This window comes from Kribbella sp. WER1, from assembly GCF_054189145.1.
The window spans coordinates 7,506,860-7,530,848 of sequence record NZ_CM135186.1 but is presented as its reverse complement, the minus strand read 5'-3'; the positions used below and the strand labels follow the sequence as shown (position 1 = coordinate 7,530,848).

Below are 23,989 nucleotides of genomic sequence, written 5' to 3'. Positions count from 1 at the left end.
CGGCGGGCTGGGGTGTGGACAACCTAGACGACCGCGCCGCGGTCCGGCTGGGCGTCGCGGTCGACCTGCGCCCGCTTCGGCCGCGGCGGCGGGGCCGGGAACCGGCGTTCCAGCTCGAGCAGCAGCGGCGCGGCAGTCAGGTTCGAGGAGTACGTACCGACGACGATGCCGAGCAGCAGCGCGAGCGCGAAGTCGGCGAGCGAGTCGCCGCCGAGGAACAGCAGCGCGGCCAGGATGAACAGCGTCGAGATGCCGGTGTTGATGGTCCGCGGCAGCACGTTCACGATCGCGGTGTCGATGATCTTGCCGAGGTTGCCGGCCGCGCGGGCGCTGCGGGTCTCGCGGATCCGGTCGAAGACCACGACCGAGTCGTTGACCGTGTACCCGATGATCGTCAGTACGGCGGCCAGGAAGATACCGTCGATCGGTTTCCCGGTCCACGCGAAGATCCCGACCACGACCGCGACGTTCTGCAGCAGCGCGAGCACCGCGCCGGCGCCGAACGTCCAGCGGAACCGGACGGCGAGGTACGCGAGCTGGGCCAGCAACGCGATCCCCAGCGCGATCAGGCCCTTGTTCCGCAGCTCCTTGCCGAGCGACGGGCCGATGCTCTCGTTCCGGATCACCTCGGTGTCGCCGGCGGTCCGGGAGATCGACTCGCGGATCTTCTCCGCCTCGTCGTCGCTGATCGTCCCGGTCCGGATCGTGAAGTCGTCGGCCCCGGACGCCTGCACGACCGCGGTCGGGTACCCGGCCTCGGCGACCGCGGCGCGGGCCTGGTCCGGCGTGATCCGCTGCGCCGTACTGACCTCGAGCAGCCGGCCGCCGGTGAACTCGATGCCGAGGTTCAGCCCGCGGACGGCGACACCGGCGACGCTGACGATGATCGCGACCGCGGTGATCACCAGCCAGCGCTTGCTGTGCTTCATCAGCGCAGGCTGCCGGGCTTCCAGCCAAGTACGGACGCGGCCGTGGCCGGCGATCCCGCTGAGCCCGGGACGCCGCAGGACGAACCCGCGGGAGACCACGAACTCGGCGAACACCCGCGTCACCACCAGCGCTGACAGCATGGACGCGATCACACCGATCGACAGCGTGACCCCGAAGCCACGGACCGGTCCGGCGGCCAGGAAGAACAGCAGGCCGGCGGCGAGCAGCGTGGTGATGTTGGAGTCGGCGATCGCGGACAACGCGTTCTGGAAACCGCTCCGCAACGAGCGGCGCAGGCCGTCGGTGCGGCCGGCGATGTAGTCCTCGCGGGCGCGTTCGAAGACCAGGACGTTCGCGTCGACCGCCATACCGATCGCCAGCACGAACCCGGCCAGCCCCGGCAAGGTCAGGGTCGCGCCGAGCGCGGTCAGGGCGGCGTACGAGATCGCCGAGTACCCGATCAGGCCGACGACCGCCATCAGGCCGACCAGGCGGTAGACCACGACGATGAACAGCGCCGTCAACGCCAGGCCGATGATCGCGGCCAGCGCGCTGGCCTGGATCGCGTCCTGGCCGAGCGACGGCCCGACGGTCCGCTGGTCGATGACCTCGACCGGCACCGGCAGCGCGCCACCCGAGATCAGCGCGGCCAGGTCTTTCGCGTCCGCCTCGGTGAACGAGCCGGAGATCGTCGTCGTACCGCCGGAGATGCCCAGGTTGCAGAGCTGGTTGCCACCGTTCGGGTCGACCTGCGGGGCGCTGATCACCTCGTTGTCCAGCACGATCGCGATCAGCCGCTGCGGCGTACCGACCGGCTGACAGGCCGCCTTGCCGGTGATGTTCGCCCAGATCTTGCCGCCGTCGCCCTTGAACTTCATCTGCACGAACCAGCCCTGCGCGACCTGCTGCGGATCGAGCAAACCGTCCGCACCGCTGACCATCTCACCGGTCATCGCCGGCTTCGCCAGCCGGAGGAAGCCCTGGCCCTGGTCGCTCTGCAGGTACGTCTCCCCCGCCGCCGGCTTGGCCGGTTTCGCCGCGACCTGATCGAGCACCTCGTGGAACGTGAGCTGCGCGGTCTTCCCGATCACCTTCGCGGCCTCGCGCGGATCCTGCACACCGGGAAGCTCGACGATGATCCGGTTCTCACCCTGGCGGGTCACGTTCGGCTCACTCACCCCGAGCGCGTCGATCCGCCGGTGCAGCACCTGGGTCGCCTTGTCGGTCGTCTCCCGGGTCGCCTTCACCGTGGGCGAATCCTTCGCCTCCAACACGATCTGCGTCCCACCGCGCAGGTCGAGACCGAGCTGTGGTTTCGCCGTCAACGTGACGTACGTCGACGCCGCCAGCACCAGGAACGCGAGAAGAGCACGGACAAGGGACGACCGGTTCACCGAAGCCTCCGGAGGTGGGCACCCGCAGTAGGGGTGTCATGACACAGAGCATCCACGCAGCCGTGGAACGCCCAGTGTACGAACGCCCCACAATCACACAAGCGACCGTGTCGCAACCGTAACCGGAGCAGCCCGTGTGCTCGCGCGGATCGCGTCGGGGGTGGATCCTGTCCAGGTTTTGAAGGCTCGGTAGAACGAGTTGGTGTCGTTGTAGCCGAGGAGGAACGCGATCTCCGAGGTGCGCAGGTTGCCGTTGGCGAGGTAGTGCCGGGCGAGGTGTTCGCGGGTGCCGGCGAGGACCGCCTGGAAAGAGGTGCCTTCCTGGCTGAGCTGGCGCTGCAGGGTCCTGGCGCTCGTGGCCAGTTGGTTGGTGACCGCGGTGATCGAAGGATCGCCCGCCGGAAGGGTTTCGACGAGGGCGGCGCGTACTCGTTCGGCGACTGTGGCCGAGGCTTGGAGGTCGGCGAGCCGTCGGCGAAGGTCGGGGGCGAAGACACGCCACATCTGGTCGTTCTGGGTCAGAAAGGGGCGAGAGGCATCGGCGGCGGTGAAGACGACGGAGTAGCCGTCATCTTTTCGGACTCGACTGCCGAGGTAGTTCTCCAGTGGCATGCGGTTCACGGGCGGGCAAGGCATGGTGACGCGAACGGGACGAATGTGTTCTCGAGTGGCGATGCGGGCCAGCGCAACCCAGAAGACGAGCTCGGTGGTGGCCAGGAGCGCCGGCGGCCTCAGACCGGTCGGCCACTGATAGGTGATCGTCACTTCGTCGGCGGTGGCGATGTCGAGTTTGACCGGTCCGATGAGGGGTTTGTAGGCGGCAAGGCGTTGTGCTGCGGTGCCGAGGTCCGGACTGGAGAGCGCGGCGAAGATCGGTGGCGAGAAGAGCTCGACCGAGATCGCGTTCCCGATGGTTACCGCGAGGTCTCGATCAGAGTCGCAAGCACGGCCTTCGGCGTCCAGCGCGTCCCAGAACCGGTAGTACTCCGGAACCGACAGTTCGACGGGCCGCCGGACGAACAGGTCTGCCGGCAGGGCGGCTCGCCGAAGGACCCTCGCCGTGGAGATACCGAGATCGCGGAGGAGGGCTGTGATGCTCGGCTCGAGGTCGAAGCGTTCGCCGGCCATGTGTCGAGACTAGCCGCCGAGGCCGCTCCACGGACATGCATCGGGCGCCATTCGGCTTGCAGATCGCGCCGACCCTGCTTGGCGTGATCCGCAAGCCGGACGGCGTCTGCTGCTAGTGCCGGCCGTGCTGTCGATTCATAGCGTTGCGGCTGAAGTCCACGACACGAGTCAAGGAAGGACCGACACCATGAGCAACGACCCCACGGCCAAGATCGCCCTCGTCACCGGCGCCTCGTCGGGTATCGGGGAAGCCACCGCACGCGAGCTCGCCGCCGCCGGCTACACCGTTTACGGCGCGGCCCGCCGCGTCGAACGGATGGCGCACCTCACCGACGACGGCATCCGCCCGATCCGGATGGACGTGACCGACGATGTTTCCCTGCAAGAAGCCGTCGCCAAGATCATCGCCGAAGCCGGCCGCATCGATGTTCTCGTCAACAACGCCGGCTACGGCTCTTACGGCGCCCTCGAGGATGTGCCCCTGGACGAGGCCCGCTACCAGTTCGAGGTCAACGTCTTCGGAGCCGCACGGCTGACGCAACTCGTCCTGCCGCACATGCGCGCCCGTCGCGCCGGGAAGATCGTCAACATCACCTCCATGGGCGGCAAGATCCACACCCCGCTCGGCGCCTGGTACCACGCCACCAAGTTCGCCCTCGAAGCCATCAGCGACTGCCTGCGTCTCGAAGTCGCACCCTTCGGCATCGACGTCGTCGTCATCGAGCCCGGCGGCATCAGAAGCGAATGGGCCGGCATCGCCGCCGACAAGGTCCGCGCCGTCTCCTCCGACAGCGCCTACGCACCACAGGGCAACGCCGTCGCCGACTCCCTCGCCTCGGACTCCACCCGGCGGCGCTCCTCACCACCGGAACTGATCGGCCGCACGATCGCCAAAGCCGTCACCACCCGCAGCCCGAAGACCCGCTACGCCGTCGGGTACGGCGCCAAACCGATGATCTTCCTCCGCGACGTCCTGCCCGACCGCACCTTCGACGCGTTCATCCGCCGCGCCACCGGAGTGCCATCGAACTGATGCCAACCGATCCGAGTCGATGTGGTCCTACCGCTCAGGAGCCGGATGGGCAGCGATTACTCGCTCAGGCCGTTTTCTATGGCGTAGCGGACGAGTTCGGCTCGGTTGTGGAGTTGGAGTTTGCGGAGGGTGTTCTGGACGTGGTTCTCGACGGTGCGGTGGGAGAGGACGAGCCGGGTGGCGATTTGCTTGGCGGTCAGGCCGCGGGCGACCAGGCGGAGGACTTCGGTTTCGCGGTCGGTGAGGTGCGGGACTTCGGGGCCGGTGGTGTCGAGGCGGCGGTACTCTCCCAGCAACAGCCCGGCGAGGCCCGCGCTGAAGATCGCGTCGCCTTCGGCGGTACGGCGGACGGCGTCGTCGAATTCGTCGAGGGAGGCGGACTTGACCAGGTACCCGGAGGCGCCGTTCTTGACGGCGGCCAGTACGTCGTCCTGTTCGGCGCTGGCGGACAGGACGAGGACGCGGGTGTCGGGGAGGGCGGTGGTGATCTCGCGGGTGGCGTCGACGCCGGAGCCGGTGCCCAGCTGGAGGTCCATCACGACCACGTCGGGTCGGGTCGCGAGGGCGATCTTGACCGCGCTCGCCACATCCGAGGCGGTCGCGCAGACGTCGTACCCGCGGCTTCCGAGGTCTCGGGCGACGCCTTCGCGCCACATGGGGTGGTCGTCGACGATCATCACGCGGGTCATAGTTTGAGCTCCCATTCGGTTCCTTCGCCGGGGGCGGTGCGGACCGTGACGGTGCCGCCGAGGTCGGTGATGCGGCCGCGGATGGACTGGCTGACGCCGAGGTGGCCGTCGGCGCGGGCCTGGTCGAGGCGGGCGGGCGTGGTGCCGATGCCGTCGTCGCGGATCGAGACCAGGACCTCGTCGCCGAGTTCCTCGACGACGACCCAGGCGTGCGCGGCGGGGCCGGCGTGTTTGCTGACGTTGCTCAGCGCTTCCTTGACGGCGGCAACCAGTTCGGCGGCGGTCGCGGCGGGCAGCAGTACCTGTCCGGCCGGTACGACGACGTCGACGCGGGTGGTGGCCAACGGCAACAACAACCCGCACAGGTCGACCCGGCCACCGTCCGAGGCCACTGCGGCCCGCGAGGACATCAAGGTGCGCAGGGCAACCTCCTGCTCGGCGGCCAGCTCGGCGAGTTCGAGCGCCTCGCCGCCGATCGCCGTACCTCGCCGCTGGACCTGGGCCAGCACCTGCAGTACGCCGTCGTGGATCGAACGGCCGAGCCGGAGCCGTTCCGCGGTCGCGCTCTCCGCGGCGATCGCCGCCCGCAGCCGCTCCCCCGCCCGGCGCATGGTGGTGGCGGCGTACCCGACGACCAGGCCGGCGACCAGCAGCAGCTGGACGTTGCTGAGGATCTTCGAGATGTGGTCCAGGCCCCGCAGCGACAGCAGCGCCAGGCTGATCGTGACCGCGCCGACCAGCCCGCCGTCGCGCCCGCGGGCGATCGCGAGCGCGAGCACCGGGCCGGCCACCCACACCGACGTCAGGACGGACGCGCCCGCGCGGATGTCGACCAGCGGTTGCGCCCACAGCGTCGCGTACATGCAACCGACCGAGACGACCAGGTCGGCGTACGCGAGCCGGGTGTTGCGCCGCCCCCACCGGACGCTGTAGCCGTACGACGAGACAGCCGTCCACACGCCCATCACCGCGAGCTGCAGAACCGCGCCGTACGGCCGCACGATGCCGTCCCACCGGGTCCACACGCCGACGCAGGCGAACGCCCAGGTGAGCACCCGGAACACGACCAGCGCACGCCACAGCGGCTGCAGCAGGTCGACGGTCTGGCGCTCCACCCGGAACAGTCTGCCAAGCCGACGGCGCGGCACGCGTGAGCCGTTCTACTCAGGACGCAGGTTTCCCCGCAGCTTCACAGGATTTCCTCAGTTCCACTTCAGATCACCGGATTTTCCCCGTAATCTCGCTCCAATTCACGCTCGGGGGAGCTTTGATCACACAGCGTAATCAACCACGGAGGGGAATCGTGCGCAAGCTACCCGCCGGGCTGTTCAGCCTGGCCTTGGCGGCGACGACCGGGCTCGGCATCGCCGCGGCCTCGGCCGGCAACGCCGCCACACCGCCCACGCAAGGGTCGGCGCCGATCACCAGCGAGGCCGCACCGGCGCCCGACGAGCTGTCCAGCCCGCTCGAGGACAAGCGCCGTGAGCTGCGGCAGGAGGCCTTGACCCAGGTCATCAACGGCAAGGCCACGCCGGAGCAGCGCAACGGCAGTACGGTCGTCAACCTGGGAGCCAAGGGCGGTACCAAGAACGCCAAGGCCAAGGCCGACCAGTACGTCGAGCTGTCCCGGGAGAAGACCGACCGGATCTTCGTGATCCTCGCGGAGTTCGGCAACGAGCGCGACCCGAAGTACCCGGACCAGGACACCTCACCGAACTTCCCCGGCCCGGCGCGCTTCGACGGGCCGCTGCACAACGAGATCCCGGCCCCGGACCGCTCGGTCGACAACTCGACCGTCTGGCAGTCCGACTACAGCCGTCAGCACTTCCAGGACCTGTACTTCGGCAACGGCAACTCGGTGAAGAAGTACTACGAGAAGCAGTCGTCCGGCCGGTACTCGGTGTCCGGCGAGGTCACCGACTGGGTCAAGGTCAAGTACAACGAGGCGCGGTACGGCCGGTCGAACGGCTACCCGTGTGCCGGCAACGTCTGCAACAACACCTGGAACCTGATCCAGGACGCCGTGAACCAGTGGGTCGCCGACCAGGAGGCGCAGGGCCGGACGAAGGCCGAGATCACCGCGGACCTGAAGTCGTTCGACCAGTGGGACCGCTACGACTACGACGGTGACGGCAACTTCAACGAGCCGGACGGGTACATCGACCACTTCCAGATCGTGCACGCCGGCGGCGACCAGGCCGACGGCGACCCGTGGCAGGGCGAGGACGCGATCTGGTCGCACCGCTGGTACGCCGGTTTCCCGGGCGGCCCGGCGGCCAACCCGAACGGCGGCGCGCAGATCGGCGACACCGGGCTGTACGTCGGCGACTACACGATCCAGCCGGAGAACGGCGGGATCAGCGTGTTCGCGCACGAGTACGGCCACGACCTCGGGCTGCCGGACGAGTACGACACCTCCGGCGCGGCCGTCGAGAACGGCGTGAACTGGTGGACGATCATGTCCCAGAGCCGGGTCGGCAAGCCGTCCGACGGCGGGATCGGCGAACAGGCGGCCGACTTCAACGCGTGGGACAAGCTGCAGCTCGGCTGGCTGGACTACGAGATCGTGAACGCCGGCCAGAACCGTACCGTCGACCTCGGCCCGCACGAGTACAACTCGAAGAAGGCCCAGGGCCTGGTGGTGACGCTGCCGAAGAAGCAGGTCGAGCATCAACTGGTCCAGCCCCCGTCCGGGACGAAGGACTGGTGGAGCGGTCAGGGCAACAACTTCACGCACACGATGAGCCGCCAGGTGACGCTCCCGGCCGGGCAGCCCGCGAGCCTCACGTTCCAGGCGAACTGGGACATCGAGGACTGCGGTACGACGGCCTGTGACTACGCCTACGTCGACGTCAACGACGGCACCGGCGCCAAGCCGATCAAGGGCAACATCACCAACGATGCCGAAGGCAACGGTATCGACGGGAAGAGCAACGGCTGGAAGCCGGCCACTTTCGACCTGTCGGCGTACGCCGGGAAGACGATCACCCTGCAGTTCCGGTACGCCACCGACCCGGCGACCGGCGGACTCGGGTTCTTCGCCGACGACATCAAGATCACCTCGGGCACCATCACGGTCCTCGACTCCGGCGCGGAGACCTCGCCGGACGGCTGGACGCTGAACGGGTTCAGCGCGGTCGGGTCGTCGTACACGAGCCAGCACGACAACTACTACCTCGCGTCGAACATCAACTACGTCGACTACGACGCGCACCTGAAGACCGGCCCGTACAACTTCGGCTGGGCGAGCACCCTGTCGGACAAGGTCGAGCACTTCCCGTACCAGGACGGCCTGCTGATCTGGTACTGGGACACCTCGCAGTCCGACAACAACACCAACACCCACCCCGGCGCGGGCCTGATCCTCCCGGTCGACGCCCACCCGACCCCGATCAACCGCCTCGACGGCCAACTCTGGCGTCCCCGGGTCGCGGCGTACGACGCACCGTTCGGCCTGGAGAAGGCGGACTCGTTCACCCTCCACGTGAACGGCCAGGCCAGCTACATCCGCGGCCAGAACGCCGTACCGACGTTCAACGACAGCAACTCGTACTGGTCCGCCGACCAGCCGACGAGCAGCGTCAAGGTCCCGAACAACGGCGTCAACATCAAGGTCCTCTCCAAGGCCGGCACCTCGATGAAGATCCAGGTCAGCAAGCGCAAGTAGAACCGGAAACAGCCCCCGAGGAGCTTCCTCGGGGGCTGTTCTGCGACAGAACTCAGACGGTCGCGTACGGCGTCAGGTCGCCGGCGAGGGCGGGGTGGACCCGGCCGGTGATGTGGGTGCCGTCGGCGGTGTGTTCGAGCTGGTCTACTGCGCCTTCGGAGTGGATGCGGGAGACCAGGTCGCCGCGGTCGTACGGGAGGAGGACCTCGACGGCGACGTGCGGCTGGGGTAGGGCTCCCTCGATGAGTTCGCGGAGTTTGTCGATGCCTTCGCCGGTGCGGGCGGAGACGACGATCGCGGTCGGCTCGCGGTGCAGGATCGGGGCCAGGGCGAGCGGGTCCGCCGCGTCGGCCTTGTTGATCACCACGATCTCCGGCACGTCGGTCGCGTTGATCTCGGCCAGCACCTCGCGGACCGCCTGGATCTGGGCGACCGGGTCCGGGTGCGAACCGTCCACCACGTGCAGCAGCAGGTCCGCGTCGGTGACCTCCTCCAGCGTCGAGCGGAACGCCTCGACGATGTCGTGCGGGAGGTGCCGGACGAAGCCGACCGTGTCGGTCAGCGTGAACACGCGGCCGTCGGAGGTCGTCGTACGGCGGGTCGTCGGGTCCAGGGTGGCGAACAGCGCGTCCTCGACGAGCACGCCCGCGCCGGTGATCTGGTTCAGCAGCGAGGACTTGCCGGCGTTGGTGTACCCCGCGATCGCGACCGACGGAACCAGGTTCCGGCGGCGCTCCTGACGCATCGTGGAGCGGGTGCTCTTCATTTCCTTGAGCGAGCGGCGGAGCTTGGCGATCTTGGTGTTGATCCGGCGCCGATCGGTCTCGATCTTGGTCTCACCGGGACCACGGCCACCGATACCGCCACCGGCCGCACCGACGCGGCCACCAGCCTGGCGGGACAGGTTGCCACCCCAGCCACGCAGGCGCTGCTTCATGTACTGCAGCTGCGCCAGCTCGACCTGGGCCTTGCCTTCCTTGCTCTTCGCGTGCTGCGCGAAGATGTCCAGGATCAGCGCGGTCCGGTCGACCACCTTCACCTTGAGCCGGTCTTCCAGGTTGCGCAGCTGCGCGGGGGCGAGTTCGCCGTCGGCGATCACCGTGTCCGCGCCGAGCGCAGCGACCAGGTTGCGCAGGTCGGTGACCTTGCCGGAGCCGATGAACGTCGCCGGGTCGGGCTTCTTCCGCCGCTGGATCACGCCGTCCAGGACCTCGGAGCCGGCGGTCTCGGCGAGCAGCTTCAGCTCGGCCAGCGAGTTGTCCGCGTCCTCGGCGCTGCCTTCGGTCCAGACGCCGACCAGCAGCACCCGCTCGAGCAGCAGCTTGCGGTACTCGACCTCGCTGATGTCGGTCAGCTCGGTCGACATGCCGACGACACGGCGGAGCGCCTGGCGCTCTTCGAGCTCCAGTCCGTCCGTGCTCAGCTCGGAATCGTGACCCGTCAACGAATCGCCGGAGTCCTCGCCCTCGATGAGGTCAAGTTCGACGTCGGAGGTCTCGTCGTATGCCTGTGAATGGGTCGTCATATGCCTTCCATGGTGGCACGGGCCACCAAGGACCGGCGACTCGTTTAAGGCAACCAGGCTAGATCGAAGTCACCCCGCGCGTGTAGTACCGCGGGACCTGTCAGTTCCAAATGGTTGTCCGCACGCCACGTCACGCTCACTTCACCGCCTGGTACGCCGACCCGGTACGTGACCGGCAGCTCGTCCCGCGCCTGCCGCGCCGCGGCCACCGTGACCGCGCAGGTCCCCGTACCGCAGGACCGGGTCTCCCCCGCGCCGCGCTCGTGGACCCGCATCTGGACGTCGTACGCGTCCCGCCGGACGACGAACTCGACGTTCACGCCCCGCGGGAACGCGGCCGCCGGCGTCCACGTCGGCTGGTCGCACAGATTGCCCGGCTCGTCCAGGCTGTCGACAAACGCGACCGCGTGCGGGTTGCCCATGTCGACGTGCAGGGCCGGCCACTGGTGACCGTTGGCCTCGACCACGATCCCGGCCGCGTCCGGGAGCTTCGGCGCGCCCATGTCGACGGTGAGCGTGCCGTCGTCGTTCTGCGCGACCTCCTTGACGCCGGCGCGGGTGCCGACCCGGACCGGTTTGCCGTCGATCAGGCCCGCCTCGGCGAGGTACTTCACGAACACCCGGACGCCGTTGCCGCACATCTCCGCGATTGAGCCGTCCGCGTTCCGGTAGTCCATGAACCAGTCGCCGCCGTCCTCGACGTACGACTGCTTGTCGCCCTGGATCACCCGCAGTACGCCGTCCGCGCCGAGGCCGGCGTGCCGGTCGCAGAGGAACCGGACCACGGCCGCGTCGAGGTCGCCGTGCACGGAACCGTCCGGGTCGGGCAGGATCACGAAGTCGTTCTCCGTGCCGTGCCCCTTGAGCCAGGGAAACGTACTCATGCGCACAGCGTACGGTGTTGCCTTGTGGAGCTGATCGCGTGCTTCTGGGAGCGGGACGATGCCGCGGCCGTCGCTGACCGGCTGGGCGGGCAGGTACGCCGTGGGCGTTTCCACGGCGAGGACGACGACGAGGACCACCCGTGGAGCGTGGTGCTGGCGGACGTCGACCGGGACGAACTCGACGGGTTGCTGGCCGATCACGACGGCTGGCTGGAGTCGCAGGACGAGGTCGCACCCACGCCGGCGCCGCCGCTCCCGACGGAGCCGAAGCGATTCAAGCGATAGCCCCGGTCTTTGTGCCAAGACTGCAATCCGCCAGTGCGTGCGGAGCGCCGCACCGCAGTGCCAGACTGTTGCCCGTGGCATCGATTACTTCGGTCGAATCACTCCTGGCCTGGGCGGAGAGTCAGTTCGCCGACGGTGTGAGCTGCGACGAGTTCGCGGTCGACCTGATGCCCGAGGCCTGGCCCGTCGGGTACCTGGACGACGCCGTGGACGGCGGACACGGGGGGCTCGACGACGTCCCGGGCGTAGTACTTCTCCGAGGCGGACACGTCCGATGGGAGGGTGAATCCGGGGAGGCTGGATAGCGCGACGTTCGCGAGCCGGCCGACGCCGAACTCGTGCATGCCGCCGCACCACACCGGAATCCCGGCCTCCCGGGCCCGATCGTGCGCCGCCCGCGCCGCGGTCAGCCCGCCCATCCGCGACACCTTGATGTTCAGCACCTGCAGCGCGTCGAGCCGGAGCGCCGTCTCCAGGTCGGCGAGGGTCTCGACGCTCTCGTCCAGGCAGACCGGCGTCGCGATGGTCCGCTGCAGCTCGGCATGCGTGATCAGGTCGCGCGGCGCGAACGGCTGTTCGATCATCGTGAGCTCGAAGTGATCGAGCTTCCGCAAGTGCTCCACGTCATCCGCGCTGTAGATCCCGTTCGCATCCACGTGCAGATCCAGTCCGGGGTACGCCGCCCGCACCGCGCGCACTGGTTCTACGTCCCAGCCCGGGGCGATCTTCAGCTTCACCCTCGGGTACCCGGCCTCGACCTGATGTTGCACCTGGGCCAGCAGCTCGTCGATGGTCGGTTCGATGCCGAGCGAAACCCCCGCGACCACCTCGGTCCGCGTACCTCCCAGAACTGTTGCCAGCGGCACCGCCTGCAGCTCGGCCCACAACACCCAGGCGGCCAGGTCCACGCCGGCCTTGGCGAAGTTGTTGCCGCGGATCTTCGACCAGGACGTCGCCGGCTCGCCGGGATCGGTCCATCCCCCGAGGACGGCAGGGAGCAGGTACTTCGAGGCGACGTGCCAGCAGCTCTCGACGGTCTCCGGGGCGTAGTACGGATCGGACGGGGACGCGATCTCGCCCCAGCCGACGGCGCCGGACGCATCCTCGAGTTCGACCAGGACGTGCTCCAGGAACGCCTTGCGGTGCGAGCTCGTCCGGAACTCGTGCACCAGCGGCATCCGTACCCGGTGCAGCCGGGCCGCGACCACCTTCGGTTCAGTTGACATACAGCCCCAGCTCCGTGTTCAGCCGGTCCCGTTCGACCAGCCGGCGGCGGGCGCCCTTCGCGCTCGCGGTGGTCAGCGTCGCCAGGACGTGCAGGACGGACGCGACGACGGTCGGTGAGTCGACGTACGACGCGCTCCCGGTGGCGACGTAGATGCTCTGGTCGGCGAGTTCGGCCAGTGGCGCATCCTCGAAGTCGGTGATCGCGACCAGCTCGCCGCCGGCCTCGACGAACCGGCGCGCGACCTCGACGGTGTCGCGCCGGTACCGGCGGAACGAGAACGCGACCATCAGGTCGTTCGACCGGACGTCGGTGAGGACGTCGACGCCGCGCACGACCGTGCCGTCGACGAGCGTCACCTGGGACAGCCCGGCGCCGAGGTCGAAGGCCAGCAACGACGCGTACGAGAACGACTTCGCGGACCCGATGATGAATCGCCGGCGGGCCGCGACGATCCGGGCGGCCGCCTGCGCGATCGACCCGTCGGTGAGGATCTGGTCCAGGGCCTCGTCGATCGAGGCCCGTTCCTGCTCGACGACGCGGCGCTGCAGCAGCGTCGACGAGCGCCGTTGCAGGCGGGCGTCGTACCGCTCCTGGGGGCTGGTGAGCTCGCGGTTGTCACGCATCGTCGGCCGGCCCGAAGTAGTAGACGGCCGTACCGTCCAGCTGCCGCTGACACGACACGGCGACGAGCCCCTGACCGAGCAGCTCCTCGAACGAGCCGCGCAGGTCAGTCGTCGGCACGGCCAGCTCGGCGACCGCCACCAGGGCCGACGGCTGCTCGCGGGTCAGGTCCCATTCGACCACGACGCGATCGGTGCCGGGACCGTACATGTCCGGCGCGAACCAGCGCCCGCGGGCGCCGAGAACGTCGAGGTTGAAGTGCGCGTTGCGGATCTGCGCCGGGTCGTACGTCCAGCGCATCCGGGTCATCCCGTGGCTCAGGGCGACTTCTTTCTGAGCGTGCTTGAGCATCCGCCCGAGCCCGCGCCCCTGCTGCCCGGGGGCGACCACTGCGGATTGCGAGTAGTGGTAGAACCCGCGCCGATCGGTCGCACAGAAGCCGTACGCGAACGCGACCAGCTGATCGCTCTCGTCGAGGATGCCGACCACCGAGCCGCCGTTGCTCGCGAGCGCCCCGAGCAGCCGCGGATTCAGCCCGTACGCCGGGTCGAGGTACCCGAACACCTCGCGGTAGAGCGCCGACGCCTCGGCGAACCGGGACGCCGTGGTGAGCGAGACCGCGCGAAAGCTCACCTCCGAGATACGATTCATATCTGGATGGTATCCCCGACTCATGAACGCTCGCCAACCGTGGATCGGATGATGATACGTTGGCTATCTATGATGATCGAGCGACTCCGGGAGTACGTCGGCGTGGAGACGCCGACCGGTGACGCGGCCGCGCTGAACGCGTTCGCCGACCGGCTGGCGACGCGGTACGCCGACCTCGGCGCGACCGTCCGCCGCGACCCGCACCCGTCTGGCGATCACCTGATCGCGGACTTCCCCGGGCGTACGGCGGCGCCGCTGCTCTTCCTCACCCACCACGACACCGTCTGGCCGATCGGCCAGCTCGGGGGCGGGATGCCGTGGTGCGAGGCGGACGGTGTGATCCACGGGCCGGGCGTCTTCGACATGAAGGGCGGCCTGGTCGTCCTGGAAACCGCGCTCGAACAGGTCGCCGACCGCGACCACCGCCCGCTGCGGGTCGTGGTCGTCGCGGACGAGGAGATCGGCTCGCCGTCCGCCCGCGCACTCGTGACCGCGGAGGCCGAGGGCGCGTACGCCGCCTTCGGCTTCGAGCCGCCGCATCCGAACGGCGACCTGAAGACGTCCCGCTGGGGCAGTACGCGGGTCCGCCTCGAGGTGACCGGACGCGAGGCGCATGCCGCACTGGATCCGGACAGCGGTGTCTCCGCGATCGACGAACTCGTCGACCAGCTGATCGCCGTACGCCGCGTGGTCGCCGCGCACGAGAACGTGCTGTGCAACGTCGGCACGATCAGCGGCGGCGGACGGACGAACGTCGTCCCGGGATCGGCCGCCGCCGACATCGGGTTCCGTTTCATGGACCCGGCAACGGAGGATGCGGTCCTGGCGGCGATCAAGGCCCTGGAGCCGACCGGGAACGCCCGGTTGAGCGTCCAGATCCTGTCGAACCGCCCGGCGTGGGAGCCGTCCGCCGCGACGGACGAGCTACTGGCGAAGGTGGTCGCGGCCGGACAGTCCATCGGTCAGCAGATCGGAGGCGCCCCCGCGACCGGCGCCGCCGACACGAACCTGACCGGATGGTTGGGCATCCCAACGCTGGACGGCCTGGGCCCGGTCGGCAAAGGCGCCCACGCCGTCCACGAACAGGTGATCGCGGCGACCCTGGCCGAACGCGCGGCCCTGGTCGCCGCGATCATCACTTCCCTGTGACCACTCCGGCCGCTCCCCCACCGCGCCGGGTGGGCTCCGCCGCCGCGAGAATCGCGCCGCCGGGCAGGAACTCGAGCGCCGCGACCGCACCGATCTCCGCGGCCGAGCTCCCCGGCGCACCGGCCGGCGTGAACGTGTGACCGTACGGCGCCAGCGCAGCGCCGTACTTGTCGATGAACGACTGCTCCGCCGTCACCGACGCGGTGTTGCGCTGCGACGCCCGCGGCGCCGCGATCGCCTGCGGCAGCGTCATCCCGCGGTCGAGCCGGTTCGTCAGCGTCTGCAGGACGGTCGTGATGATCGTCGAACCACCCGGGGAGCCGATCGCGATGTACGGCTGGTTGCCGCGCAGCACGATCGTCGGCGACATCGACGACCGCGGCCGCTTCCCGCCCGCGACGATGTTCGGGTCCTTCGGGTCCGGTACCGCGGAGAAGTCGGTGAGCTCGTTGTTGAGCAGGAAGCCCCGGCCCGGCACGGTGATCCCGCTGCCGCCGGTCTGCTCGATGGTCAGCGTGTACGAGACCACGTTGCCCCACTTGTCGGCTGTCACCAGGTGCGTCGTCGACCGGCCCTCGGTGTCCGGGCGCGGCTCGACCGCGCTGCCCTTGCCGCACCGCGAGTACTTCCCGTCGGGCGACCCGGCCGGCACCGGCTTGGTGGCCGCCTTCCGCGGGTCGATCAGGCAGGACCGCTCGGCCCCGAAGCCCTTCGACAGCAGCTCTTTCTGCGGTACGTCGACGTACGCCGAGTCGCCGATGTACGCGCCCCGGTCGGCGAACGCGAGCGCCGACGCCTCGAGGTACGTGTGCAACGCCTGCGTCGTCGACATCTGCCGCAGGTGCTGCGGCTGCAGGATGTTCAGCGCCTCGCCGACGGTGATTCCGCCGGACGACGACGGCGGCATGCCGTACACGTCCAGCCCGTCGTACCGGACCTTCGTCGGCGCGCGGTCGATCGCGCCGTACGCCGCGAGGTCGCTGGTCTGCAGGTACCCGGGGAAGAACGGCAGCGTGGCACCGGGCGTCTTCGGCGGGTTCTTCGCGACGGCCGCCATCTCGCCCGCGAGCGGACCGCGGTAGAACACCGACGGACCCTGCTGCCCGATCAGCTTGTAGGTCGCGGCGAGCTCCGGGTTCTTGAACAGCGAGCCGACCTGCGGCGCGTCGCCGTTCGGCAGGAACAGTTTCGCGGTCGGCACGACCTGCGCGAACCGGTCCTTGTTCTCCAGCGTCTGCAGGCGGAACGTCGGGTCGACGACGAAGCCGCGCTCGGCCAGGTCGGCGGCCGGCGTCAACGCCTTGCCGAGCGGCAGCGAGCCCCACTGCTTGAGCGCGCTGTCCCAGGTGGCGAGCGTCCCGGGGACACCGATCGAGACGCCGGACGTGACGAGTTGCGCGAACGGGTACGGCTGGTTCGTCGCCTTGTTCATGAACGCGTCCGCCGGCATCGTCGCGGGCGCGGTCTCACGGCCGTCGAGCGTGAACATCTGATGGCGTTTGGCGTTGTAGTACACGAAGTACCCACCGCCGCCGATACCGGCCGAGTACGGCTCGGTGACGCCGAGCGCGGCAGCGGTCGCGACGGCCGCGTCGACGGCGTTCCCGCCACGGCGCAGTACGTCGAGACCGATGTTCGTCGCGTCCGGATCCACCGACGACACGGCGCCGCCGTACCCGATCGAGACCGGTTGCCTCGCCGGGGCCTGCGCCTGCGCGCTGGTCGTCGCGGTGAAGGCGGTGAGAACGAGGGTTCCTGCGGACAGAGAGGCGATCAGCTTCTTCACGAAGCCTTCCTACCGCACCGCACAGGAGTCGAGGAAGCGCTTGACCGCATCATCGGGCCATTCGGCCGTCCCGGACGGGAACGACACCAGCAGCCACTGCTGTGACACCTTCACCTGCGCGGCCAGCCGGCCGCCGAGCGTGCCGATCTGGAACGTCTTGCCGCTCGCGTCGCTGACCCGCGGGCGCACCAGGCTGCGCGCCTGCGGTGCCGCCTGCAGGACCACCTTCGCCGCGGTGTCCGCGGTCCGCATCTCCGGCTGCGACAAGACCACGTGGTTCGCCTTGATCGGCGACTCGGCCGACCAGCCCTCCGGGGCGAGGCCGCAGTGGATCGTGCTCCAGGCCTGCTTGTTCTCGACCAACTGGACGACCGGCACGCCGAACGCCGAGATCGTGTGCTGGGAGTCCGGCGTCGCGGGCGGCAGCGTCGACGGACCCGGCGCCGCGGCGGCCGTCTCGCGCGGGGCCGGACCGTCGGCGACCTCGCTGCCGTTGCCCCACCACTTCACCTGGTTGCCGATCGCGAGCACCAGAGCCGACGCGGCCGCGACACAGAGCACCCCGGTGGCTCGCCGGCGGCGCTTGATCCGGCGCAGCGCGCGGCGGCCGCGGGTGACGTCCGCGTCGATGTCCGCGTCCGGCAGCCCGTCGGCCGCGCGGTCCGCGAACCCCTCCAGCAGTTTCTTGACCTCGTCCATCGGCGGTCTCAGCTACTCCCCGTCTCTTCCGTCATCAGTTCCTTGAGGCGTCGCAACGCCTTCGCTGTCTGGCTCTTCACGGTGCCTTCGGTGCACTCCAGGATCCGCGCGCAGGTCGCGACGTCGAGATCCTGGAAGTACCGCAGTACCAGGACCGCGCGTTGCCGCGGCGCGAGGTCCAGCAGCGCGCCCCGGACCGCCAGCATGTCCGCCTGGTCCGGTACGTCGCTCAATCGGGGCTCGAGCGTCTCCGCGGTCACCACCTCCGGGTGGCGGCCGGCCCGGCGGCGTTCGTCGAGGAAGGCGTTGACCAGGATCCGGTGGGCGTACGGGCCGGCGCCTTCGTGCTTGATCCGGTGCCAGTGCACGTAGACGCGCGTGCAGGCGGTCTGAACCAGATCCTCGGCGGTGTGCACATCCCCCGCGGTGAGCAGCAACGCCGTACGCATCAGTCGGGTGCGGTCCGCGATCAGGTACTCGCGGAACTCGGCCTCACGGTCACCCCCTCGCATCTACGGCCCCTCTGTGATCGCTGGGGCCTTTCTTCACCTCGACTACGCCGGGGGCGCCCTCAAGGTTGCCTTGCGCGATCACTTCAAGGGCCAATTCGGCCAGATTCGGCGCGTCGTACGGCAGCCACGTGATCCGTTGGTCCTTACGGAACCAGGAATCCTGCCGGCGGGCGAACCGCCGGGTGGCCTGGGCGGTCCGCTCCCGGGCCTGGGCTTCGTCGATCTCACCGTTCAGCAACGCGATCACCTGCGAGTATCCGAGTGCGCGGTTGGCGGTCTTTCCCTCAATCAAACCCTTGTTCAGCAGACCTCGCACCTCGGCGACGAACCCGGCGTCGAACATCCGGTCCACCCGGCGGTCGATCCGTTCGTCGAGCACCGGCCGCGGTACGTCGAGCCCGAGCTGGACCGCGCCGTCGTACACGTAGCGGTGCTCGGGCAGCGTCGCGACGTACGGGCCGCCGGTGATCTCGACGACCTCCAGCGCCCGGACGATCCGGCGGCCGTTGCTGGGCAAGATCTGCTCGGCCGCCTTCGGATCCACCGCGGCGAGCCGCTGGTGAAGGGCGCCGGAGCCATGCGCCTCGAGCTCGGCCTCCAACCGCGCGCGGACGGCCGCGTCGGTCCCGGGGAACACGAAGTCGTCGAGGATCGCCCGGACGTACAGCGCCGAGCCGCCGGCCAGCACCGGCACCAGCTGCCTGTTCAGGCAGCCGTCGATCGCGGCGCGGGCGAGCTCCTGGAACTCGGCGACGGTCGCGGTCTCGGTGACGTCCAGGATGTCCAGCAGATGATGCGGTACGCCGTGCCGCTCGGCGTCGGTGATCTTCGCCGTACCGACGTCCATCCCGCGGTACACCTGCATGGCGTCGGCGTTCACCACCTCGCCGCCGAGGCGCTGGGACAGGGCAACGGCGAGGTCGGACTTGCCGGCCGCGGTGGGGCCGACAACCGCGACGACGAGTGGTGCAGGCATCGCTCCAGTCTGGCAGTGCCGGATTCAGAGTTCGCCAAGAGGTGCAGACCGGTCTTGTGGATGACCCGGAATGTTCGGTAATAACCATGGAGTTCGTGACATTTCTACGGGAGGACAGCACGTGACGAATCCGTTCGACGAAGAGTCGGCGAAGGACCAGCCCGAGGACGCCGAGAACCTGACCGCCGCCAAGAAGAGCGGTGGTGACATCGAGTCCCGCAAGAGCGGCGGCGACATCGAGTTCGCGGCCGACGCGGAGCCCGGCGACGGCACCGAATCCGGGGGCGACATCGAGTCCGGTGGGGACATCGAGTCCGGCGGCGAGACCACCGACAGCGGCGGCGACATCGAGTAGTTGACCAACTACTCAGAATGACGCACCCGACGAAGGGCCGCGAGCACGCCGCTCGCGGCCCTTCGCCACGCCCGGCGGTCTAGGGTCGAGCGTATGCCGATCGTCGTACTGCTGCTCGTACTGGTGGCCGGTGCCGTCCTGGTACGGGTGCTGCCCTGGTGGGCCGCGGTGCTGGCGGGGCTGCCCGTGATCGTGTTCGTGGTCGACCGGGTGTGGAGCGGTCCGGATCGACGGCTGCTGCGGCGGTTCCGCAAGGTGTTGCAGACGTCGGACGAGTTCGACGGGATCGTGATGGCGTGCCTGCCGGTGATCGTCGGCGATGTCGAGCACCCGCCGCGGGTGTCCGACTGCTCCGGCTGCCGCGCCGAGGAAGTACGCCGTACGTTGGCCGGCCGGCCGGGACCGGTCGCGGTCGTGACGTCCGGGTCGCTCTCGTTCTGGAAACGCTCGGACCGGGTCGCCTCGTACCCGTTCGGCCGGTTGCGCGGCCTGCGGCAGGTCGAGGGCGCGTACTCGCTGCTCGGGCAACTGCGGCGGTCGCCCGTCGATCCGGACCGGATGCCGTTGCAGGCGGCAAGCAAACACAAGTTCCTGCTGCTCTTCGACGACTACTCCGGCCTGTACCTGCAGGCCCGCGTGAAGTGGGACGCGGCCCTCTTCCACGAGGCGTACTCCGTTGTCTCGGGCAACGTTGCGATGCAGGCCCTGTCGCTTGCACTGACCGCACGCAAGCCGCTCCCCCGGCAGCTCGGCATCGACCACGGCGCCGGCGTCCTCAGCGACCTGCGCCGCCGCGGCCTGCTCGACCACGCCGACGAGATCACCCTGGCCGGCACCGACGAACTCCTCCAGCACTGGCTCGAGTCCAGCCAGACGCTGCGCTTCGTCGACCCGACGGTCCCTCCGGAGAACTACCGCCGCTGACCTCCTACGATCACCACCATGAGCGACCTCCGGCTGACCGTCCTCGGGTCCGCGACGCCGTACCCGTCCGCCGACAACCCGTGCTCCGGCTACCTGGTGGCCTCCGGCGGCACCCGCATCTGGATGGACGCCGGCACCGGCACCCTCGGCCCGCTCCAACGCCACACCCGGCTGGACGAACTCGACGCGATCTGGATCTCCCACCTGCACGCCGACCACAGCGCCGATCTGCTCACCGCGTACTACGGCGCGCTGTACGCCGACGTGACCCTGCCCGCGCCGATCCCGCTCTACGGCCCGCCGGGGATCGCGGACCGGCTCGCCGGATTCCTCACGAACGGGCCGACGCGGAGCCCCGTCGAATCGGCGTTCGCGATCACCGAGCTGTACGACGGGCATGCGGTGACGGTCGGGTCGGTGCGGCTGACGTCGCGTGCGGTGGAGCATGGGCTGCCGGCGTTCGCCGTACGGCTGGAGAGCGGCAGTTCTCTCGTGTACTCGGGTGATACGGCGCCATGTACGGCGCTGCGTGAGTTGGCGGACGGGTGCGACGTACTGCTGTGTGAGGCCGACGGGGACGATCCCGCGCATCACACCCCCGAGGCGGCCGGTGAGAGCGCGGCGCGAGCCGGGCGGTTGATCGTCACGCACGTCGGTCCGGGGATCACGCCTGCCGGCGCCGTTGCTCGGGCGGGGACGCGGTACGGCGGGCCGATCTCGTACGCGGCCCCGGGATCGACGTACTCGATCTGAGTACGCTCGCTCTATGGTCGACGGGCTGACGGTCCGGGCGCTGACGCCCGACACGTGGGACGCGTTCGCGGCACTCGCGGAACGGCACAACGGGGTGTGGGGCGGCTGCTGGTGCACGTGGTTCCAGACGACGCACCACGAGAAGACCTTCGACGCTTCCGGCAACCGGAAGGTCAAGCACCGCCTCGTCCTGGAGGAACGTGCGCATGCCGCGCTGGTCTTCGACGGGGACGTGGCGGTCGGGTGGCTGCAGTACGGCACGCCTGAGGAACTGCCGAACATCTACCACCGCAAGGAGTACGAGGCCGGGCTCGAACGCCTACCCGACTACCGCCTCACCTGCTTCTTCACCGACCGCAACTACCGCCGCCAAGGCGTCTCCGCCACCGCCCTCGCCGGCGCCCTCACCCTCATCACCACCGCCGGCGGCGGCCTCGTCGAGGCCTACCCCCAAGACACCGCCGGCAAGAAGATCACCGCCTCCTTCCTCTACAACGGCACCCGCACCCTCTTCGAACAGGCAGGCTTCACCTACCAACGCCCCAAAGGCAAGAACCACTGCGTCATGACCAAAACCCTCTAGCCCCCGAAGCCATGAAAACAGCCCCAGAACGAACACCACGATCGCGACCGGCCAGCCCCGGCGCCGCCGTGTTCAACCCACCGAGGCCGCCGCACGTTCGGCACAACTCACAGCGCCACCCGGCAGCTCACCCCGGCGAGCCGCCGAGTCCCCGCATGGTCGACCACAAACACAAACCCATGCGGACTAACCCACTCGACCCCTCCCCCAGCCAAGCGCCGACTACGCCAGCCCCCGAACGTCTTGGCACGATGATGAAGCCGCCCCTGCGGCACAAGATTCTCAAGACTGGTCTGCCCGTCCGACCCGGCTGAACCACCCCGTCCGCCAACTCCAGACAGACCTGTCCCCTTGACGGAGTCACCTCGCAAAACCCATTCCGCCCGCCCCATGCGTTCCTGCCCGACGGCATGGCTGTACGGAGCGATGTGATCCAGATCCATCCGCCGCGTCGCCTCCGCCGCGCCGTACGGAAACATGTCGACCGGATGCCTCAACCGCACCCGCTCACGGATCCGATCAGGTATCTCGTAACTGTCAACACTGACCTGATCATGCAAGTCGATCACCGGTTTGACGATCACCTGATCATGCCCCAGCAACTCCCCCAACTGCCCCGCAAGCAACGGCCCAAGCTCCTCAACCCGCAGCACGCCGGTACCGGTAGCGAGGGTCCTGTCGGTGAGATGCACGTACAACGTATGCCGACTCCCCCGACCACGCCCACCACCAAGCGAACCCCCACTCGCAAGCGTCGCGCCACCCACCCCGAACCTGCCGCTGTAGGCACCCTGCTTGATACCAGCAAGCCGCGCCTCCAACGTCTCCGCCAACCCCAGCCAGGTAAACGCCTCCCCGCCGCCAGCACCCGCCCCGTCGTCGCTCACCCGGCCAACGCTCGCCCGGTCTGCGCCCGCCCGGGTGGCGTCCTCCTGGGTAATGTCCGCCAGCTCGGTGGCTGCCTGCTCGACGCTTACCCGGTAGACACCTGCCCGGTCAGCGCTCGTACGGTCAGCGCTCGTACGGTCAGCGCTCGTACGGTCAGCGCTCGTACGGTCAGCGCTCGTACGGTCAGCGCTCGTACGGTCAGCGCTCGTACGGTCAGCGCTCGTACGGTCAGCGCTCGTACGGTCAGCGCTCGTACGGTCAGCGCTCGTACGGTCAGCGCTCGTACGGTCAGCGCTCGTACGGTCAGCGCTCGTACGGTCAGCGGTAGTTGGGGTGGTACCTGCGTGGTCGTGGGTGCGGGCTAGGTGGCGGGCGGCTTGGAGGAGGTTGTGGGCGGCAGCCGGGTCGGCTATCCAGCCGATGGCTTTGGCGCGGCGTTGGTCGAGGGGGTCGGGGTCGCCGAGGGCTTTCAGGGCGTGGGCCAGGTCGTCGATGGTGGCGTCGAAGCGGATGACGTCGCCGGAGGCGGCGCGGATGAAGATGCGTTTGGTGCCGTGGTCGTCGGCGGGGTCGGATTGGGTGATGAAGACGCCGCGGGTTTTGGCGGCGGCTTCGGCGTCGGCCTGGGCCTGGGCGGGGTCGGCTTGCCAGATGGCGGCGGTGACGATTCTTTTCAGGCGGCCGGGGGTGACGGTGTTGACGATGCCGGCGACGCGGCGGTCGACGATGGCGGCGGCTTCGAGGGAGAGGCTGAGGCAGGCGTGGGCGATTTTGCGGGCGCGCCAGGCGATGGCGTTGCCGGACAGGACGGCGGCCCAGACTCTGGGGAGGCGGTGGCGCAGGGCGAGGGCTTCGCCGAGGAGGGACGAGGCGGCACCGGAGGAGAGGCCGAGGACGGCGCCCAGCTCGACGGGGGCGAACTCGGCGACGCCGGGGCAGCCTTCGCCGCCGTAGACGCGGAGGCGTTCGTAGCCGGGCAGCGGTTCGCGGCCGGGCCATTCGACCACGGCGTTGCGGTCGGCGAAGGCGAGGGTGGTGCGGAGGATGCCGACGGCGGCGTGTTCTTGGTCCTGGGCGTACTCGGCTGCCGCGGCGAGCAGGTCCGCGGTGGAGAGATCATCCAAGTCGACGTCGAACATGTGTTCTATTGTAGGTCACGGAATGATCACGGCCAAATCGGGGATGGCCTCAGATCCCTTATAGGACAGGGAGTTCGCGGGGTGTGCCATGTGGGATCGGTTCTCACGAGCGGGTGAATCTCCACCTCCACCGTCGGCGCATGGCCGTCTCCACTGTGGGTGTGAGGCCGTCTCCACCATCGGTGCAGAA

The 23,989-nt window shown here is 69.2% G+C and carries 22 protein-coding genes; 8 read left to right on the top strand and 14 right to left on the bottom strand.

The features are described 5' to 3' along the window. Nucleotides 1-23 precede the first annotated feature (23 nt). Together secD and ACXJJ3_RS36860 are read right to left on the bottom strand one after the other, a co-directional pair. A complete protein-coding gene (gene secD / locus ACXJJ3_RS36865; RefSeq protein WP_458166546.1) occupies nt 24-2,324 on the bottom strand; it encodes a protein translocase subunit SecD in 2,301 nt (766 codons plus the stop codon). Between the two features lie 93 nt (nt 2,325-2,417). Beyond that, nucleotides 2,418-3,452, bottom strand: a complete 1,035-nt coding sequence (locus ACXJJ3_RS36860) for an AraC family transcriptional regulator ligand-binding domain-containing protein (protein WP_458166544.1) — start codon at nt 3,450-3,452, stop codon at nt 2,418-2,420. Nucleotides 3,453-3,639: 187 nt separating this feature from the next. Here ACXJJ3_RS36860 and ACXJJ3_RS36855 point away from each other — a divergent pair, with 187 nt between their 5' ends. Continuing rightward, complete coding sequence (locus ACXJJ3_RS36855) at nt 3,640-4,485, top strand: oxidoreductase (protein WP_458166543.1); 846 nt, start codon at nt 3,640-3,642, stop codon at nt 4,483-4,485. Nucleotides 4,486-4,541: 56 nt separating this feature from the next. On the opposite strand, the gene ACXJJ3_RS36850 is transcribed toward ACXJJ3_RS36855, so the two are convergent. Further along, a complete protein-coding gene (locus ACXJJ3_RS36850; protein ID WP_458166542.1) occupies nt 4,542-5,174 on the bottom strand; it encodes a response regulator in 633 nt (210 codons plus the stop codon). Next, nucleotides 5,171-6,289, bottom strand: a complete 1,119-nt coding sequence (macS, locus tag ACXJJ3_RS36845; RefSeq protein WP_458166540.1) for a MacS family sensor histidine kinase — start codon at nt 6,287-6,289, stop codon at nt 5,171-5,173. Before macS ends, ACXJJ3_RS36850 begins: the two co-directional genes overlap by 4 nt. A 188-nt stretch (nt 6,290-6,477) precedes the next feature. On the opposite strand from macS, the gene ACXJJ3_RS36840 reads away from it, so the two are divergent. Next, entirely contained in the window at nt 6,478-8,841 is a 2,364-nt protein-coding gene (locus ACXJJ3_RS36840; protein ID WP_458166538.1) for an immune inhibitor A domain-containing protein, read from the top strand. Between the two features lie 52 nt (nt 8,842-8,893). Here ACXJJ3_RS36840 and hflX read toward each other — a convergent pair whose 3' ends face one another. Beyond that, complete coding sequence (hflX, locus tag ACXJJ3_RS36835) at nt 8,894-10,366, bottom strand: GTPase HflX (RefSeq protein WP_458166537.1); 1,473 nt, start codon at nt 10,364-10,366, stop codon at nt 8,894-8,896. 44 nt (nt 10,367-10,410) lie between these two features. Next, entirely contained in the window at nt 10,411-11,250 is an 840-nt protein-coding gene (dapF, locus tag ACXJJ3_RS36830; protein WP_458166536.1) for a diaminopimelate epimerase, read from the bottom strand. Between the two features lie 24 nt (nt 11,251-11,274). On the opposite strand from dapF, the gene ACXJJ3_RS36825 reads away from it, so the two are divergent. Beyond that, nucleotides 11,275-11,535 (top strand): hypothetical protein, encoded by a 261-nt coding sequence (locus ACXJJ3_RS36825; protein ID WP_458166535.1) that lies wholly within the window; start codon nt 11,275-11,277, stop codon nt 11,533-11,535. Between the two features lie 98 nt (nt 11,536-11,633). Here the strand turns inward: ACXJJ3_RS36825 and menC are convergent, their stop codons facing one another. From menC to ACXJJ3_RS36810, 3 genes are read right to left on the bottom strand one after another with little or no spacing between them, the layout of a single operon-like run. After that, complete coding sequence (gene menC, locus ACXJJ3_RS36820; protein WP_458166534.1) at nt 11,634-12,761, bottom strand: o-succinylbenzoate synthase; 1,128 nt, start codon at nt 12,759-12,761, stop codon at nt 11,634-11,636. After that, nucleotides 12,751-13,386 (bottom strand): MurR/RpiR family transcriptional regulator, encoded by a 636-nt coding sequence (locus tag ACXJJ3_RS36815; RefSeq protein ID WP_458166533.1) that lies wholly within the window; start codon nt 13,384-13,386, stop codon nt 12,751-12,753. The genes menC and ACXJJ3_RS36815 overlap by 11 nt, the downstream gene beginning before the upstream one ends. Beyond that, nucleotides 13,379-14,035 carry a GNAT family N-acetyltransferase gene (locus tag ACXJJ3_RS36810; protein ID WP_458166532.1) on the bottom strand — a complete coding sequence of 219 codons (657 nt, stop codon included), beginning with the start codon at nt 14,033-14,035 and terminating at the stop codon, nt 13,379-13,381. Before ACXJJ3_RS36810 ends, ACXJJ3_RS36815 begins: the two co-directional genes overlap by 8 nt. Before the next feature lie 69 nt (nt 14,036-14,104). Between ACXJJ3_RS36810 and ACXJJ3_RS36805 the strand changes: the two genes are divergently transcribed. Continuing rightward, complete coding sequence (locus ACXJJ3_RS36805; protein WP_458166531.1) at nt 14,105-15,184, top strand: M20 family metallopeptidase; 1,080 nt, start codon at nt 14,105-14,107, stop codon at nt 15,182-15,184. Here the strand turns inward: ACXJJ3_RS36805 and ggt are convergent. Genes ggt through miaA form a run of 4 tightly spaced genes read right to left on the bottom strand, consistent with a single transcriptional unit; the run spans nt 15,171 to nt 19,157 of the window. Next, a complete protein-coding gene (gene ggt, locus ACXJJ3_RS36800) occupies nt 15,171-16,970 on the bottom strand; it encodes a gamma-glutamyltransferase (RefSeq protein ID WP_458166530.1) in 1,800 nt (599 codons plus the stop codon). The two genes, ACXJJ3_RS36805 and ggt, sit on opposite strands and share 14 nt — an antisense overlap. A 9-nt stretch (nt 16,971-16,979) precedes the next feature. Next, a complete protein-coding gene (locus ACXJJ3_RS36795) occupies nt 16,980-17,669 on the bottom strand; it encodes a hypothetical protein (protein WP_458166529.1) in 690 nt (229 codons plus the stop codon). An 8-nt stretch (nt 17,670-17,677) separates the two neighbouring features. Then, complete coding sequence (locus ACXJJ3_RS36790; RefSeq protein WP_458166528.1) at nt 17,678-18,181, bottom strand: SigE family RNA polymerase sigma factor; 504 nt, start codon at nt 18,179-18,181, stop codon at nt 17,678-17,680. Further along, nucleotides 18,168-19,157 (bottom strand): tRNA (adenosine(37)-N6)-dimethylallyltransferase MiaA, encoded by a 990-nt coding sequence (miaA, locus tag ACXJJ3_RS36785; protein WP_458166527.1) that lies wholly within the window; start codon nt 19,155-19,157, stop codon nt 18,168-18,170. The genes ACXJJ3_RS36790 and miaA overlap by 14 nt, the downstream gene beginning before the upstream one ends. 121 nt (nt 19,158-19,278) lie before the next feature. Between miaA and ACXJJ3_RS36780 the strand changes: the two genes are divergently transcribed. From ACXJJ3_RS36780 to ACXJJ3_RS36765, 4 genes are all read left to right on the top strand, one after another. Continuing rightward, complete coding sequence (locus tag ACXJJ3_RS36780; protein WP_458166526.1) at nt 19,279-19,512, top strand: hypothetical protein; 234 nt, start codon at nt 19,279-19,281, stop codon at nt 19,510-19,512. Between the two features lie 93 nt (nt 19,513-19,605). Further along, on the top strand, nt 19,606-20,436 hold the full coding sequence (locus ACXJJ3_RS36775; RefSeq protein ID WP_458166525.1) for a hypothetical protein: 831 nt from the start codon (nt 19,606-19,608) through the stop codon (nt 20,434-20,436). Between the two features lie 18 nt (nt 20,437-20,454). Next, entirely contained in the window at nt 20,455-21,189 is a 735-nt protein-coding gene (locus tag ACXJJ3_RS36770) for an MBL fold metallo-hydrolase (protein WP_458166524.1), read from the top strand. Nucleotides 21,190-21,202: 13 nt separating this feature from the next. Next, complete coding sequence (locus ACXJJ3_RS36765; protein ID WP_458166523.1) at nt 21,203-21,772, top strand: GNAT family N-acetyltransferase; 570 nt, start codon at nt 21,203-21,205, stop codon at nt 21,770-21,772. A gap of 107 nt (nt 21,773-21,879) precedes the next feature. On the opposite strand, the gene ACXJJ3_RS36760 is transcribed toward ACXJJ3_RS36765, so the two are convergent. Next, nucleotides 21,880-23,799, bottom strand: coding sequence for a hypothetical protein (locus ACXJJ3_RS36760; protein WP_458166522.1), 1,920 nt, complete (start codon nt 23,797-23,799; stop codon nt 21,880-21,882). Between the last annotated feature and the right edge of the window lie 190 nt (nt 23,800-23,989).

Coding starts and splice junctions, on each gene's coding strand:
- ACXJJ3_RS36765 (WP_458166523.1), top strand. CDS start 21,203: ATGGTCGACGGGCTGACGGTCCGGGCGCTGACGCCCGACACGTGGGAC.
- ACXJJ3_RS36815 (WP_458166533.1), bottom strand. CDS start 13,386: ATGCGTGACAACCGCGAGCTCACCAGCCCCCAGGAGCGGTACGACGCC.
- miaA (WP_458166527.1), bottom strand. CDS start 19,157: ATGCCTGCACCACTCGTCGTCGCGGTTGTCGGCCCCACCGCGGCCGGC.
- ACXJJ3_RS36805 (WP_458166531.1), top strand. CDS start 14,105: ATGATGATCGAGCGACTCCGGGAGTACGTCGGCGTGGAGACGCCGACC.
- ACXJJ3_RS36790 (WP_458166528.1), bottom strand. CDS start 18,181: ATGCGAGGGGGTGACCGTGAGGCCGAGTTCCGCGAGTACCTGATCGCG.
- ACXJJ3_RS36795 (WP_458166529.1), bottom strand. CDS start 17,669: ATGGACGAGGTCAAGAAACTGCTGGAGGGGTTCGCGGACCGCGCGGCC.
- ACXJJ3_RS36850 (WP_458166542.1), bottom strand. CDS start 5,174: ATGACCCGCGTGATGATCGTCGACGACCACCCCATGTGGCGCGAAGGC.
- dapF (WP_458166536.1), bottom strand. CDS start 11,250: ATGAGTACGTTTCCCTGGCTCAAGGGGCACGGCACGGAGAACGACTTC.
- ACXJJ3_RS36810 (WP_458166532.1), bottom strand. CDS start 14,035: ATGAATCGTATCTCGGAGGTGAGCTTTCGCGCGGTCTCGCTCACCACG.
- ACXJJ3_RS36855 (WP_458166543.1), top strand. CDS start 3,640: ATGAGCAACGACCCCACGGCCAAGATCGCCCTCGTCACCGGCGCCTCG.
- hflX (WP_458166537.1), bottom strand. CDS start 10,366: ATGACGACCCATTCACAGGCATACGACGAGACCTCCGACGTCGAACTT.
- ACXJJ3_RS36760 (WP_458166522.1), bottom strand. CDS start 23,799: ATGTTCGACGTCGACTTGGATGATCTCTCCACCGCGGACCTGCTCGCC.
- ACXJJ3_RS36770 (WP_458166524.1), top strand. CDS start 20,455: ATGAGCGACCTCCGGCTGACCGTCCTCGGGTCCGCGACGCCGTACCCG.
- ACXJJ3_RS36860 (WP_458166544.1), bottom strand. CDS start 3,452: ATGGCCGGCGAACGCTTCGACCTCGAGCCGAGCATCACAGCCCTCCTC.
- ACXJJ3_RS36775 (WP_458166525.1), top strand. CDS start 19,606: ATGCCGATCGTCGTACTGCTGCTCGTACTGGTGGCCGGTGCCGTCCTG.
- menC (WP_458166534.1), bottom strand. CDS start 12,761: ATGTCAACTGAACCGAAGGTGGTCGCGGCCCGGCTGCACCGGGTACGG.